General features: G+C 68.6%; 15 protein-coding genes and 1 pseudogene. 8 read left to right on the forward strand and 8 right to left on the reverse strand.

The features are described from left to right. Positions 1 to 17: 17 nt before the first annotated feature. Positions 18 to 353 (reverse strand): carboxymuconolactone decarboxylase family protein, encoded by a 336-nt coding sequence (locus OHB13_RS00570; RefSeq protein WP_266860424.1) that lies wholly within the window; start codon positions 351 to 353, stop codon positions 18 to 20. 155 nt (positions 354 to 508) lie between these two features. Between OHB13_RS00570 and OHB13_RS00575 the strand changes: the two genes are divergently transcribed. Continuing rightward, positions 509 to 1,378, forward strand: a complete 870-nt coding sequence (locus OHB13_RS00575; RefSeq protein WP_328374722.1) for a helix-turn-helix domain-containing protein — start codon at positions 509 to 511, stop codon at positions 1,376 to 1,378. Between the two features lie 13 nt (positions 1,379 to 1,391). Here OHB13_RS00575 and OHB13_RS00580 read toward each other — a convergent pair whose 3' ends face one another. Further along, a complete protein-coding gene (locus tag OHB13_RS00580) occupies positions 1,392 to 2,309 on the reverse strand; it encodes a helix-turn-helix transcriptional regulator (RefSeq protein ID WP_328374724.1) in 918 nt (305 codons plus the stop codon). Positions 2,310 to 2,524: 215 nt separating this feature from the next. Here OHB13_RS00580 and OHB13_RS00585 point away from each other — a divergent pair, with 215 nt between their 5' ends. Genes OHB13_RS00585 through OHB13_RS00595 form a run of 3 tightly spaced genes read left to right on the forward strand, consistent with a single transcriptional unit; the run spans position 2,525 to position 5,454 of the window. Further along, on the forward strand, positions 2,525 to 3,502 hold the full coding sequence (locus OHB13_RS00585; protein ID WP_328374726.1) for an aldo/keto reductase: 978 nt from the start codon (positions 2,525 to 2,527) through the stop codon (positions 3,500 to 3,502). A 44-nt stretch (positions 3,503 to 3,546) separates the two neighbouring features. Next, a complete protein-coding gene (locus OHB13_RS00590; protein ID WP_328374728.1) occupies positions 3,547 to 4,575 on the forward strand; it encodes a zinc-binding dehydrogenase in 1,029 nt (342 codons plus the stop codon). 27 nt (positions 4,576 to 4,602) lie between these two features. Next, a complete protein-coding gene (locus OHB13_RS00595) occupies positions 4,603 to 5,454 on the forward strand; it encodes an aldo/keto reductase (RefSeq protein ID WP_328374730.1) in 852 nt (283 codons plus the stop codon). A 379-nt stretch (positions 5,455 to 5,833) separates the two neighbouring features. On the opposite strand, the gene OHB13_RS00600 is transcribed toward OHB13_RS00595, so the two are convergent. After that, entirely contained in the window at positions 5,834 to 6,739 is a 906-nt protein-coding gene (locus OHB13_RS00600; protein ID WP_328374732.1) for an NADP-dependent oxidoreductase, read from the reverse strand. A gap of 428 nt (positions 6,740 to 7,167) precedes the next feature. Between OHB13_RS00600 and OHB13_RS00605 the strand changes: the two genes are divergently transcribed. Both OHB13_RS00605 and OHB13_RS00610 read left to right on the forward strand, forming a co-directional pair. After that, positions 7,168 to 7,524: a MerR family transcriptional regulator gene (locus OHB13_RS00605; RefSeq protein ID WP_328374733.1), complete on the forward strand. Its 357-nt coding sequence runs from the start codon at positions 7,168 to 7,170 to the stop codon at positions 7,522 to 7,524. 210 nt (positions 7,525 to 7,734) lie between these two features. Beyond that, positions 7,735 to 7,938, forward strand: a complete 204-nt coding sequence (locus OHB13_RS00610) for a helix-turn-helix domain-containing protein (protein ID WP_328380186.1) — start codon at positions 7,735 to 7,737, stop codon at positions 7,936 to 7,938. 279 nt (positions 7,939 to 8,217) lie between these two features. Here the strand turns inward: OHB13_RS00610 and OHB13_RS00615 are convergent, their stop codons facing one another. From OHB13_RS00615 to OHB13_RS00630, 4 genes and pseudogenes are all read right to left on the reverse strand, one after another. Next, positions 8,218 to 8,568, reverse strand: coding sequence for an antibiotic biosynthesis monooxygenase family protein (locus OHB13_RS00615; RefSeq protein ID WP_328374735.1), 351 nt, complete (start codon positions 8,566 to 8,568; stop codon positions 8,218 to 8,220). Between the two features lie 409 nt (positions 8,569 to 8,977). Beyond that, entirely contained in the window at positions 8,978 to 9,328 is a 351-nt protein-coding gene (locus tag OHB13_RS00620) for a hypothetical protein (protein ID WP_443062917.1), read from the reverse strand. 27 nt (positions 9,329 to 9,355) lie between these two features. Next, positions 9,356 to 9,913 carry a restriction endonuclease gene (locus tag OHB13_RS00625; RefSeq protein WP_328374737.1) on the reverse strand — a complete coding sequence of 186 codons (558 nt, stop codon included), beginning with the start codon at positions 9,911 to 9,913 and terminating at the stop codon, positions 9,356 to 9,358. A 238-nt stretch (positions 9,914 to 10,151) separates the two neighbouring features. After that, positions 10,152 to 10,363, reverse strand: a pseudogene (locus tag OHB13_RS00630) (hypothetical protein). 360 nt (positions 10,364 to 10,723) lie between these two features. Here OHB13_RS00630 and OHB13_RS00635 point away from each other — a divergent pair. Continuing rightward, on the forward strand, positions 10,724 to 11,197 hold the full coding sequence (locus OHB13_RS00635; RefSeq protein WP_266860401.1) for a nuclear transport factor 2 family protein: 474 nt from the start codon (positions 10,724 to 10,726) through the stop codon (positions 11,195 to 11,197). A gap of 351 nt (positions 11,198 to 11,548) precedes the next feature. Here OHB13_RS00635 and OHB13_RS00640 read toward each other — a convergent pair whose 3' ends face one another. Next, on the reverse strand, positions 11,549 to 12,235 hold the full coding sequence (locus OHB13_RS00640) for a TetR/AcrR family transcriptional regulator (protein ID WP_266860399.1): 687 nt from the start codon (positions 12,233 to 12,235) through the stop codon (positions 11,549 to 11,551). A gap of 121 nt (positions 12,236 to 12,356) precedes the next feature. Here OHB13_RS00640 and OHB13_RS00645 point away from each other — a divergent pair, with 121 nt between their 5' ends. Then, positions 12,357 to 13,943 (forward strand): acyl-CoA mutase large subunit family protein, encoded by a 1,587-nt coding sequence (locus OHB13_RS00645; protein WP_328374741.1) that lies wholly within the window; start codon positions 12,357 to 12,359, stop codon positions 13,941 to 13,943. Positions 13,944 to 13,955 lie beyond the last annotated feature (12 nt).

Raw genomic sequence — 13,955 nt, forward strand, 5'->3', positions numbered from 1 at the left:
TCCTGCGTCGTCGGGGTTCAGTGGTGGGCGGCGTCGGCGGACGCCAGGACGGCCTTCAGCTGACCGGCGGCGCCCATGGCGTTGGGCCAGCCGGCGTAGAACGCCAGATGGGTGATGGCTTCGCTCAGCTCCGCCTCGGTCAGTCCGTTTTCCAGGGCGAGCTTGAGGTGGAAGCCGAGCTGGTCGGAGCGGTACAGGGCGATCAGCGCGGTGACGGTGACCAGGCTGCGATCCCGCGGGGAGAGCCCTTCTCGCTCCCACACGTCGCCGAACAGCACCTGGTCGGTGAGGCCGGCGAGCTTGGGGGTGATATCGCCGATGGCCTGCTGCGCTGCGGATTCCTTTTCCGGCACGACGCTCTTTTCCTTCCCTCGTCCTCTGTCTCGTGCAATTCAGGCTGACACTTCTGCGGGCGCACGTGCAGAGGAGGGTTTGTTCCTGGGAAAGAAGCATCCTGGGAAGAATTCTTCCCCCTCACACCAAGCCCTTCCGCTGCCACACTGGGGGTATGAGTCCGACACCGCATCTGAACGAGCTGGGCGAGTTCCTCAAGGCCCGCCGCTCCGAGCTGAGCCCGCGAGGAGTGGGCTTGCCCGACAGCGGCGGGCAGCGCCGGGTCACCGGGCTGCGCAGGGAAGAGGTCGCCCAGCTCGCGGCGATCTCCACCGACTACTACACGCGCCTGGAGCAGGGCAGATTGCCCCCGTCGGCACCGGTGCTGGAGGCGGTGGCCCAGGCCCTGCATCTCGATGATGACCAGCGGCGCTACGTGTTCGGCCTGGCGGGTAAAGAGACCGCACGCCCTCGCCGCAGGGCCCGGCAGAAGGTGCAGCCGCAGCTGCGCAGGGTCCTGGACGACCTCACCGCCACACCCGCCGTCGTGATGGGCCGCCGGATGGACGTCATCGCCTGGAACCCTCTGGCGGCGGCGCTCGTGACCGACTTCGGCGCGGTCCCGGAAAAGCACCGTAATTACGTACGTATTCTTTTCACCGACCCGGCGATGCGCACCCTGTACGCCGACTGGAAAGGCGTCGCCCGCACTGCGGTTGCGCAATTGCGTATGGAAGCGGCGAAGTATCCGGACGACCCCCGACTGACCGCTCTGGTCGGCGAGTTGTGCGTTCAGGACGAGGACTTCCGTCAGTGGTGGGCAGCGCACCATGTCGCCACGCTCAGCGTGGGCACGAAGGTTCTCAACCACCCGATCGCCGGTGAACTCTCCCTGGACTGGGACACTCTGACGGCCAGCACCGACCCCGACCAGCAGCTCGTCGTATGGACCGCCGAGGCCGGTTCTCCCACCCACGACGGCCTGCGGATCCTTGCCTCCTGGGCGGCCGACCAGCACCGCACCACCGCAGAACCCGCCGAATGAGCCTCCCGTGCGGTCAGTCCCTGCGGGTCTGCTGACCAGTGGATTCCGAGGCCGGCGCGGGGCGTTCCGCCGGCTGCGGCGCGCTCATGTCCAGCAGGAGCAGGGCGTCATGGTCGGGGGTTCCGGGGTCGGCGGTGTAGACACCGATGCGCTGGCCGGGAGTGCCTTCCACCTGGAGGGATTGCGAGGTGAGGGTCACCGTGCCGACCTGCGGGTGTTGGAAGGTCTTGTGGGCGGGTTTGCGTCCGGTGACTTCGTAGCGTTCCCACAGGCCCGCGAAGTCAGGACTTTTCAGAAGGAGTTCGCCGACGAGGTTGGTGAGGTCCGGTGCGTCCGGGGCGGTGCCGGCGACGGCGCGCAGGCGGGCCACGCACGCGGTGATCTGCCGGTCCCAGTCGGGGAACAGGTCGCGGGCCGCGGGGTGCAGGAAGAGGTAGCGGGCGAGGTTGCGATGCTTGGCCGGCCAATCCTCAAGGCCCGCGTACAGGGCGAGGCCGCCGGGGTTCCAGGCGAGCATGTCCATGCTGCGGCTGATGACGTAGGCCGGGTTCGGGCGCAGTGATTCGAGCAGCAGCTTGAGGTGGGGGCGCACGGTTCGGCTGGGCGCGGGCGGCGGTTCCGGGGCGTAGCGGGCGGCACGGGCGGCGAGCTCACGCAGATGCTGGTGCTCCTGGTCGTCCATGTGCAGGGCGCGGGCGAGCGAGTCGAGGACGGCGGGGCTGGGGCGGGTCTCCTTGCCGCGTTCCAGGCGCACGTAGTAGTCGATGCTGATGCCGGAGAGCGTGGCCAGCTCCTCGCGACGCAGGCCCGGGGTCCGGCGGACACCGGAGCCGACGGTGAGGCCGACGTGTTCGGGGCTGGTCTGGGTGCGGCGGGCGCGCAGGTAGCGGCCCAGCTCGGCGCCTTCACTGTGCGCACTGTCTGTTGCCATGACTCCAGTCTCACTCGCGCCCGACCTGGTCCGCAGGTGCCAGGGGGGCCCTGTCATTACCCCCGAAGAGCCCGCCCTGCCACATCGACGCAATCCGGGCGAAGCTGAATGAGCAACCAACCCCGGATCCCACCGGTGGCCCTCGCAGGCACGGTCTGCCGGGCCGGGCGAGAGCGAAGGTGCACCGGGCGACGCCACGATGCGGAGAGGACGACATGCGTTACAACAAGCTGCGTGACCTGGAGGTTTCCCGGATCGGTCTGGGCGCGATGGGGATGTCCCACGGCTACACCGGCTCCGGCACGGACGACGCCGAGTCGATCAGGACCGTGCACCGGGCGCTGGAGCTCGGCGTCACACTCATCGACACCGCCGAGATCTACGGCCCGTACACCAACGAGGAGCTGCTCGGGAGGGCGCTCAAGGGGCGCCGGGACCAGGTCGTACTGGCCACCAAGTTCGGTCTCGTGTCCCACGGCGGAGAAGGTGCCTGGAACCTGGATTCCAGCCGGGCGAACATCCGTACCGCCGTGGAGGGTTCACTGAAGCGGCTGGGCACCGACCACATCGACCTGTATTACCAGCACCGCGTCGACCCGAACACCCCGATCGAGGAGACCGCCGGCGCCGTCGGTGAGCTGATCGCCGAGGGCAAGGTACGCGCCTTCGGTCTCTCGGAGGCCGGCCCGGACACCATCCGGCGGGCGCACGCCGTGCAGCCGGTCACCGCGGTGCAGTCCGAGTACTCCCTGTTCACCCGCGGCATCGAGGAGCGCGTCCTGCCGGTGCTGCGGGAGCTGAACATCGGTCTGGTGCCGTTCTCCCCGCTCGGGCGCGGGGTTTTGACGGGCACGGTCCGCTCCACCGACCAGTTCGACGAGGGTGACTTCCGCCGCGACAACCCGCGCTTCACCGGTGAGAACTTCCAGCACAACCTCGCCCTCGCCGACGAGGTCAAGGGGCTGGCCGACGAGGTCGGCGCCACGCCCGCGCAGGTCGCGCTGGCCTGGCTGCTCGCCCAGGGCGACGACATCGCCCCTATCCCCGGCACCAAGCGCGTCAGCCGGGTCGAGGAGAACACCGCCGCCGACACCGTCACCCTGACCACCGAGCAGCTCGCACAGCTCAGCAGCCTGCCGCCCGCCGCCGGCGACACCCACACCGAGGCCCAGGCGCAGATGCTCGAACGCTGACCTTCCGCACCTCCCAGAACCCCCCGTTTGGAGTAGTACCTCTTATGCGTGCAGCCCTGATGTACGGGGCCGGTGACGTCCGCGTCGAGGACCGGCCCGACCCGAAGATCGTGAAGCCGACCGACGCCCTCGTCCGCGTCGTAGCCGCCTGCGTGTGCGGCAGCGATCTGTGGCCCTACCGGTCGATGCCTGCCACCGAGACAGGCCGTCCCATGGGGCACGAGTTCCTCGGCGTCATCGAGGAGACCGGCGCGGACGTGTCCGGCCTGAAGGCCGGTGATCTGGTTGTCGCCCCGTTCACGTACAGCGACAACACCTGCGACTACTGCGCCAACGGCCTGCACATCTCGTGCCGCAACGGCGGCCGCTACGGCTTCGACGGCGTCGACGGCGGGCAGGGCGAAGCCGTCCGCGTCCCGTACGCGGACGGCACCCTGGTGCAGCTGCCGGTGGCCGCCGACTCCGCGCTGCTGCCGTCACTGCTGGCCCTGTCGGACGTGATGACCACCGGCCACCACGGCGCCGTCACCGCCGGCGTCGGCCGCGGCGACGCGGTGCTGGTCGTCGGCGACGGCGCGGTCGGCCTGTGCGCGGTGATCGCCGCGAAGCGGCTCGGTGCCGAGCGGATCGTGCTCGCCGGCCGCCATGCAGCCCGCACCGGCCTGGGCCGCGAATTCGGTGCCACCGACGTGGTGGCCGAACGCGGCGAGGAAGGCATCGCGCGCATCCGCGAGCTGACCGGCGGCGTGGACAAGGTGATCGAGGCCGTCGGCACCCGCCAGGCCCTCGACACCGCGCTCGGCGCGGTCCTGGACGGCGGCACCATCAGCCGCCTGGGCGTCCCGCAGTACGAGGAGGGTCCCATCGGCCCGGCCGCCTTCATGCGCAACATCACGCTGACCGGTGGCGCCAGCCCGGCCCGCGCCTACATCGAGCAGCTGCTGCCCGACGTCCTGGACGGCACCATCGCTCCCGGCCGCATCTTCGACCAGACCTTCGCCCTCGGCCGGACACCGGACGCCTACCGGGCCATGGCCGACCGCCAGGTCCTCAAGGCCCTCGTCACCCCCTGACCCCGCCCCCTCAGCCAAGGACGACCCATGCAATCCGTAACCCTCAACAACGGCGTAGAGATGCCGATCCTCGGCTTCGGCGTCTACCAGATCCCCGCCGAGGACACCGAGCGCGCCGTATCCGAGGCGCTGGCCGCCGGCTACCGCCTGCTGGACACCGCCGCCGCCTACGGCAACGAAGAAGCCGTGGGCCGCGCCATCAGGTCCAGCAACATCGACCGCAACGACCTGTTCGTCACCACCAAGCTGTGGGTTCAGGACGCCCCCGCCGAGGACAACACCAAGCGTGCCTTCGAGACGTCCCTCGACAAGCTGGGACTGGACTACCTCGACCTGTACCTGATGCACCAGCCCTTCGGCGACGTCTACGGCCAGTGGCGCGCCATGGAGGCGTTCAACCGCGAGGGGACGGCCAGGGCGATAGGTGTCGCCAACTTCTACCCCGACCGGCTGCTCGACCTGATCGTCAACAACGACATCACTCCCGCGGTGAACCAGATCGAGACCCACCCCTTCTTCCAGCGCGCCGACTACCAGGACCTGATGAGCGAGCACGGCGTGCAGACCCAGTCGTGGGGCGGCTTCGCCGAAGGCAAGAACGACCTGTTCAGCAACGCTCTGCTGGCCGGGATCGGCAAGGAGTACGGCAAGTCGGTCGCGCAGGTCGTGCTGCGCTGGCTGAACCAGCGCGGTGTCATCGCCATCCCCAAGTCCGTGCGTGCCGAGCGCATGGCGGAGAACATCGACGTCTTCGACTTCCAGCTCACCGACGAGCAGATGGCTCGGATCGGCACGCTCGACACCGGTGTCTCGCTGTTCTTCGACCACCACGACCCCGAGATCGTCGCCTGGCTCGCCGAGCGCCGCCTGGACGACTGACTCGGGTCCGTCCGAGGGGCGAGCGGCAGGCCGCGCTGCCGGCCGCTGCTCGCCCCAACACTGGAGCGGCTCCGCGTCGACCTGCAACTCTGTGAAGCACTCAGGCACGGGCCCGACCCGACCCGCTTCGCCTCGCCTCGCCTCGCCTCGCCGAGGTGTGCGGGCTCGATGAGAAGACGCGAAGCGCTACACGGACTCCGCACAGGCGCCGCTGCACCAGGCCGCTGAACAGCCCTTCGGTGAAGCCTGCTTGACGGGCCCACGCCTTTGCTGATGTCAGCGCCGCTCACCGGTACCGATCGAGGGCACGCTCGCCACGCAGGCCCGCGCGTTGGGAGTTACCTACCTCGTGGGCCTGTTCAGATACAGAGCGGCCTGTTCAGATGCAGATCACGATCTTTCCTCGGGTGCGTCCGCGCTCGGCGTGCGCGTGGGCGGCGGCGATCCGCTCCAGGGGGTAGGCCTGTTCGATACGGGGTGTGTAGCGGCCTTGCCCGCCCAGTTCCGCCGCCGCGGACAGGAGAGTGGAGTCGTTCTCCGCGTTGACCACATGGGTGCCCAGGCGCTGCCCGCCCGCATGGTCGGCGACCGTCGCGACGCGCTTCGGGTCGCCCGCGATCGCGACGAGGTCGTTCAGCGATCCGGAGGCCGCGGTGTCGAGCACGATGTCGACTCCGTGCGGGGCGAGAGCGGACAGACGCTGCGCGAGGCCGGGGCCGTAGGTGGTGGGAACGGCGCCGAGTTCGGTGAGGAACTCGTGATTGCGTTCACTGGCTGTCCCGATCACAGTGGCACCTTGCGCTACCGCGATCTCGACCGCCGCGCTGCCCACGCCTCCGGCGGCGCCCTCGACGAGAAGGGTGCGCCCCGCGAGGGAGCCGAGCGCGTCGAGCCCACGCATCGCGGTCACGGACGCGAGACCGGCGCCCGCGGCCTGCTCGTCGTTCCACGTGGCAGGGGTGTGCGCCCAGGCCGAGAGGATGAGCAGCTCTGCGGTCGCCCCGGTGACACCGCCCAGTCCGAAGACGCGGTCGCCGATGCTCACCCCCTGTACCCCGTCGCCGATCTCGTCGACCACACCGGCGGCGTCGCGCCCGGGAATGGCGGGCAGCTCCAGGGGAATCAGCTGGTGCAGGGCGCCGGCGCGCAGCTTCCAGTCGATGGGATTGACGCCGGCCGCCGCGACGCGGACACGGATCTCACCAACTCCGGGGTGGGGGTCGGGGGCCTGCTCGATCACCAGGCTCTCCGCTCCGCCGTATTCGTGGAACCGGGCTGCGCGCATATTGGTCTGCCTTACTTTGACGGGCGGGCCGGAATGACGTGTTCATCCGACGCTCGTCACTCTAGAACCTGACGTTGACGTGAGGTGCAAGCCGCAACTGCCGCCCGGCTGGAGGAGGCAGGCGCGGATGGGTGAGGTTGCCGAGCGGGCCGGGGCGAGCGTGGGGGCCTGCGCCACTACGAGGGATCACGCCGCCCGTCACGGTCGACACCCATGTGCCGCGGGCGGGCTCGGCGATCCCGGCACGACGCGAGGGCAGCCGCGCGTACATGAACCGCGTGGACGCGCTCGGTTCCGCCACCGGGTCACGATCAATCTCGGCGCCGGCAACGGTTCGATCGGCCCGCAGGGCTGGCCCCGGAGCCGGTATTGCTAGCCTCAACCTGACGTCGACGTGAGGTAAGGGCGGGAAGGGAGTGACCTGCGTCATGCGCATCGGACAGCTCGCCAGGCGGTCAGGGGTCAGCGTGCGGGCCCTGCGCTACTACGAGGAACAGCGGCTCCTGGAATCGGCGCGGACGCCCGGTGGGCAGCGTGACTATTCCGACGAAGCCCTGGAGCGGGTCCAGCTCATCCAGGACCTCTTCGCGGCCGGCCTCTCCAGCCGTACCGTCGTCGAACTCCTGCCGTGTGTGAGCACCGGCGTCGCGACCCCCGCCATGCTCGACCAGCTCATCATCGAACGCGACCGCATGGCCGCACGCATCCAGGACCTGACCCGGGCCAAGTCCAAACTCGGCCGCGTGATCGAGAATGTGACCGCGGCGAACGTGGCGCAGGACTGATCAACGCGTCGCGAGGGGTGGGGCGCCGACCTGTCCGGCATCTACCGGGAAAGAGTCGGCCACCTGCGACGTGAGACAAACCGGCTCGCCGTCGAGCTGCGAGAACTACTGGACTCACGAACCCACGCCGGCCTCTCCCTGCACGAGGCCGCAGCCATCCTGCATGCCCACCCCACACACCTGATCCGCTGCTTCAAGCAGACATACGGCCTGCCCCCACACGCCTACCTCACCGGCAAGCCCATCGAACACGCACGTCGCCTTCTCCTCGACGGCCGCCGACCCGCCGAGGTCGCCACAACCATTGGCCTGCACGACCAAGCCCATCCAAACCGGCACTTCACACGCAACGTCGGCACCACACCCGCGCGCTACCGGCGCACTCGCACCGGTTCTCGCACAACTGCCTTCTGAGCTCCGCAGCAGAAGCCGACATCCAACCGCCCCAAGGGCCCACGGGCTTCACCCCGGCGAACCCATACGGCAGGGCACCAGCCATCGGCTCGCCCCTCACGGTAGCGGGCGGACTTCGCCGTCGTGGACGAGGATCTTGCCCTCCACCTCGAAGTCGGCGGACGTGAAATGCCGCGGTGCACGAGAGCGGGGGCGAGGAAACCGTCGACCATGGAAGGGGACGGTGCCGTGCAGGGCGGAGTCGCTGCCGAGCACGGTCACGCCTCTACCGTTGCTGGGTCATACGTCGACCTGCTCGAAGATGTGCGGGTACGACACGATGTCGTCGGGGAACTCGGCCGCCATGCGCTGGAACTCCGGGTTGCCGAACGCCGTGGCGAGCGCCTCGGTCGACTCCCAGACCGCGACGTTCATCAGAAGCTGGCTGTCCGCCGTTCCCTTGTGCATCTGCAAGGAGACGAATCCCGGCTGAGCCTTCATGAACTCCGCCTGCCTCCGAAAGAGGGCCAGGAACGATTCAGTCCTCTCCTTCGGAACGAAGAAGGTGTTGGCCAGGACGATGGGCCCGGTCTTCTCCTTGAACTGCGCGAACATCGGCGTAATCGGATCAAGGCTCTGCAGCTCGGCCATCTTCGGTACTTCCTCTCGCTATCGGTGGTCCCACGGCACCGAGGCCGGCCACGCCGCCGTGCTGGATCCGGCGACGCTCACGACGCTCGCTTGTCCCTACGGGTACTGCTTTCCGGGGACCGTTCCATCGTCCCGGGGTAAGCGGGCCGTGAAGTCAGCCGCAGTTCCCGTTCCGAGGGGCGACCGCGGTCGGACCGCGCGAAGCCGTGTCGTACCTGGGGCTGATACCGGACCCTGAGGGGCGCGGTCTCGCGGCCGACACGGGCGGAGGTGAGATCGCGTCAATCCGCAGGAGCTGCGCCCCGCATGGGGAAGAGCCCCCGACAAGTGCGGACAGCCAGCGTCGTGGGCTGATGCACCTTCAGAGGGCGTTAGGTCCGTTTCTGGCATTGGCCCGCGTCCGGGTTGCTCAAGGAGTCCCTGGCGGACGAGCCGTCCCCGGCGGGAGGGGGTGACGCGGGGAGGTGGCGTTGTCGGGCCGGTGGTCGCGGGCGAGGCGCCGGTGCAGCATGAGGGTGCCGTTGACCTGCTCGGCCACCCACCGTTTCGGTTGCGGGACGAAGCCTTTGCCCTCGTCGGCGGGGCTGCGCCGGACCACCTCGACGGTGGTGTCGTTTACCGCGCCGTGGACGATCCCGGCGTCCTCGAAGCCCTGGTCGACCAGGACCTTCTCCAGGCGCATCCCGCACTGTTCGGCCGCCTGGTCCAGCAAGGCGATGCCGGCCTCGTTGTCGTGCGCGCTGGCCGACAGGACCACCACAACGGGACTTAACGGGAGACGATGCGGTCAGGCAGGTGGGCGCCGCCGAGTGCCACCGCCGCTTCCGTTCAACGGGATCAGGGATTCCAGGTGCGCGCCTTTGACCCAGGAGCCCAGCAGGTCACGGTGCATGGCCACCACGTCCTGACGCAGGGCCAGGCCGAGTGCGGCCGATGTGAACGTGCGGCCGGTGGTGACGAACAGTGCGACGTCTGCGCCGTGTTCAGGACGGGCAGTGCCGACGAACCTCTGCATGTCCTGCGAACCCACCCCCCGGGCGGGGGCGTACTTTTTACACTGGATGACCAGTTTGCGGCCGTCGGCGAGGTAGCCGATGACGTCCGCGCCCAGATCGCCGCTCTTGCCGCTGACGACGACCTTCGTGCAGCCGTCCCGCCGGCACAGACCGGCGATGTACGTCTCGAAGTCCTGCCACGACAGGGCGTCGACATCGGCCATCGACAGCTCCCGTGCCCGGGCCTCCTCCTGCGCCCGCCACCTCCGGTCCTGGTCTACCGCCCGGCGGTGCGAGCGCAGCAGTATCCAGCCGGCCCCGGCCGCTACGACCGCAGCAAGCACAGCCATGAAGACGGGCCACACCATCGTCCAGTGCCCGGCTACCCACACCACGACCGCCGCCGCCACCACCGCACCCCAGCCTTGCACCTGTCGGCGCGTCCGCTTCCTCAATCGCCAACGCCGTCGCCGTGACGCCATCACTCCCCCGCTTTCCAAAACCGTGAACCGCAATACGGAGGCGTACTCGGTCGGCTCATGGGCTTCGCCCTACCGCCCGGGAACCATGCCGGAACCTGCGTCGCCGTCAGTGCACGGACTGCGTGACGCCACTTGCGAGCTGACCCAGGAAATTGAGGATTCCCTGCCCCGCCGGGGTCGGGGCGATGAGTACGCCCAGCGCCAGAACGATGGTCACGGTGTGCACTTCTCGTCCAACCGGCTCCGGGACTCCGTACGCCTGCGCAGCCGGAACAAGACGATCACCACGAGCAGCACACCCCCATTGATCGTCAACAACCGCCCTGACCCCCCGAAACGACCCGCCACCACATCCGTACGGGCAGCAACGCGCCACCCCAGGCTTCCTGTGTATCCGGGCCCGGGCGGCGCTGGAGGCAAGTTGCGAACGAATGGCATAAAGCCATCGGGCCTGGCTGAATGCCGTGTGTCGGCCGACCCCCGACCTGGTGGCCACGGAGAACGGACCCCGCCAGGCTTCCGTCACGAGCGCGACCTTGCCGGTGAACTCGTTCATTGGTGTTCGCCTGATACCTGTACGGGCTCGACGAGGTCGACCGGATAGTCCTGCAGCTGAATGCAGACGGCGCCAAAAAAAAGCCGTCGCGGCGCCCTTGGACGCGCTGATACGACATGGGGATGAGTACTGAAGTCCTTGATCCAACGGACCGTCTGTTTGCCGAGCGCGCTTGCGAGCGCCTCATCGTCGAGTTCGTCCACCAGCTCGACCTCGGCAACCCGGGCGAGGTGGCCGGCCTGTTCACGGATACCGGGGTCTGGGAGTGGACGGAAGGAGACCGCCGCGTCCAGGGACGTGACGCACTCCGGTCCTATTTCGCCGGCCGACCCGCGGACAGGCTCTCGCGCCGGATATGCACGAACATCCTGGTCACTGTCACATCCGAGGCAACAGCCACGGCAACCACCTACTTCACGACCTACCGTGTCGATGGGCATACCGACGGCTACGCACCCCCACGGGCCCCCACACAAGTGGGCCACTACGAAGACACATTCCTCAAGGTCGACGGCCAGTGGCTTCTCAGCTCTCGTTCCTTGTTCCTGGCCTTCGCCGGCCCAACCGAACGCCTCGAACCCACTGACAAGCCGTGATCACGCTCCAACTGACAGGGCAGGCAAGGCCGTAAGGAGAAACGTCGTGTGTTCGTCCGCGTCCCGCCCGGCAACAAGGGCGGGCCCGACCGCCCCGCTCAACAGCACACACCGGCCGGCGACCGGACTCCAGCCCGGTCCGGGATCGTCCTCGCAGCTGGGGAACACGTAGGCGAGCCATGGCGTCCGCCGGCGCGGGTGCGTCACCGCGGCCCGCCCTGCGGTGGGACGGAACGCCAAGTGCCGACAGTGGTCGTCGTCGTCCGGTTCACCACGGAGCCACGGAGCCGGGTGACCGCTGGCGGGATCACCGCGAGGCGATCCGGGGCAGGACTGCTCCGGACGGGGCCCTCAGCGCACCGATCCGCCCTCGACGAGACGCCTCAGCGAGGGAAGCAGCGCGTCCAGGTCCTGGCCGGTGCGGAAGGCCACCAGCGTCGTGCCGCCGTTGCCGGAGTCCTCCGGGCCGGAGGGCGCGGGGAAGAGCGCGAGTACTTCGCGCATCGCCTCGTCCATTTCGGCCACGGGATCGGAGGACTCGCCCCGGAGCCAGCGGCGCAGCACATGATTGTGGGCCGAGACCACGGACGCCGCCATGAGTTCGGCCCGCAGCGACGCCGACTCCGTGGGGTCCCCCATCCACTCCGCGATGAACTCACGGAACAGTCGCTGGTACCGCGCCACACTGGCGATTTCCCGGTCCCGCAGCACGGGGACCTTGCTGGTCAGCGCGTACCGACGGTGCGCGAGGTCGCCCTCGTCGATGTAGTGCAGCAGAACCAGGCGGACCGCGTCGGACACGGCGATCAGGGCGGTGCTGTGGCTGGAGCTGGCCAGCCGGTCCTTGATCAGTGCGAGCAGCCGGTCATGGTCGGGGAAGATCACGTCTTCCTTCGACTTGTAGTGCCGGAAGAACGTCGTGCGCCCTGCTCCGGCCCGTTCGGCGATGTCGTCGACGGTGGTCTGCTCGTATCCGCGCTCGTCGAAGAGCGCGAAGGCGGCATCCGCGAGTCGGATCCGCGCGGCTGGCTTACTCATGACCACCCATCCTCACTCATGACCGCCCATCCTTCCCTGTCTCGGTGCCCGGAAGCCACTTGCCCCGGCGAACGGTACTGAGTACCGTCTATCAGACATCGAGTACCGAAGGAGGTCCGGCGTGGGTTCCGTTGCACAGAGCGAGTCCGGTCTGCCCATCCAGCCGCTCTACGACGGTTGGGCGCTGACGGGTTTCGACGCGGACGCCAAGCTGGGCGCCCCGGGAAAGTTCCCGTACACACGTGGTGTGTACCCGTCGATGTACACCGGCCGTCCGTGGACGATGCGGCAGTACGCCGGATTCGGCACGGCGAAGGAGTCCAACGAGCGCTACCACCAACTCGTCGGCGCCGGAACGGGCGGCCTGAGCGTCGCCTTCGACCTGCCGACGCAGATGGGATACGACTCCGACGAGTCGATCGCCCGTGGCGAGGTGGGCAAGGTCGGCGTGGCCATCGATTCGATCGAGGACATGCGCACCCTGTTCCAGGGGCTGCCGCTGGACAAGGTGTCCACGTCGATGACGATCAACGCCCCCGCCTCGACACTGCTCCTGCTCTACCAACTGGTGGCGGCCGAGCAGGGCATCACCGGTGACCAGCTGACCGGCACCATCCAGAACGACGTACTCAAGGAGTACATCGCACGCGGCACGTACATCTTCCCGCCGCAGCAGTCCCTGCGTCTGATCAGCGACATCTTCGCCTACTGCCACAAGGAGCTGCCCCGCTGGAACACGATCTCCATCTCGGGCTACCACATGGCCGAGGCCGGAGCCACGCCCGCGCAGGAGATCGCCTTCACGCTCGCCAACGCGAAGGAGTACGTGCGCGCCGCGCTCGCCGCGGGGCTGGACGTCGACGACTTCGCACCACGTCTGTCGTTCTTCTTCGTCGCCAGGACCACTCTGCTCGAAGAGATCGCGAAGTTCCGTGCCGCACGCCGCATCTGGGCCCGCATCATGCGCGAGGAGTTCAAGGCCAAGAACCCCAAGTCGCAGATGCTGCGTTTCCACACGCAGACCGCGGGGGTGCAGCTGACCGCACAGCAACCCGAGACCAACCTCGTACGGGTCGCCCTTCAGGGCCTCGGCGCGGTCCTCGGCGGCACGCAGTCCCTGCACACCAACTCCTACGACGAGGCCATCGCCCTGCCCACGCAGAAGGCGGCGCGGCTCGCCCTGCGCACCCAGCAGGTCATCGCCTACGAGACCGATGTGGCCAAGACCGTCGACCCCTTCGCCGGTTCCTACGTCATGGAGTCGATGACGGACGACGTCGAGGCGGCGGCCCTTGAACTGATCCAAGCCGTCGAGGACCGCGGAGGCGCGGTGGCGGCGATCGAGCAGGGCTTCCAGAAGTCCGAGATCGAGAAGTCCGCGTACCGGATCGCGCTGGAGATCGACAACCAGGAACGCACGGTGGTCGGGGTCAACAAGTACGTCCTCGACGAGGAGGAGCCCTACGAGCCGCTACGGGTCGACCCCCAGATCGAGAGCGACCAGTGCGAACGCCTCGCGGCCCTGCGCAAGGAACGCGACAACGACGCCGTCGAGCGGGCCCTGGAAGCGCTGCGCGCCGCTGCACGCGGCACCGACAACGTCCTGCCCCCGATGCGTGAGGCCCTGCGCCTGCGCGCCACGGTGGGTGAGGTCTCCCACGCCCTGCGCGACGTCTGGGGCGTCCACGTCCCGCACGACACCTTCTGACCAGTGAGCCCC

It is taken from the genome of Streptomyces sp. NBC_00440 (assembly GCF_036014215.1).
GTDB lineage: Bacteria > Actinomycetota > Actinomycetes > Streptomycetales > Streptomycetaceae > Streptomyces.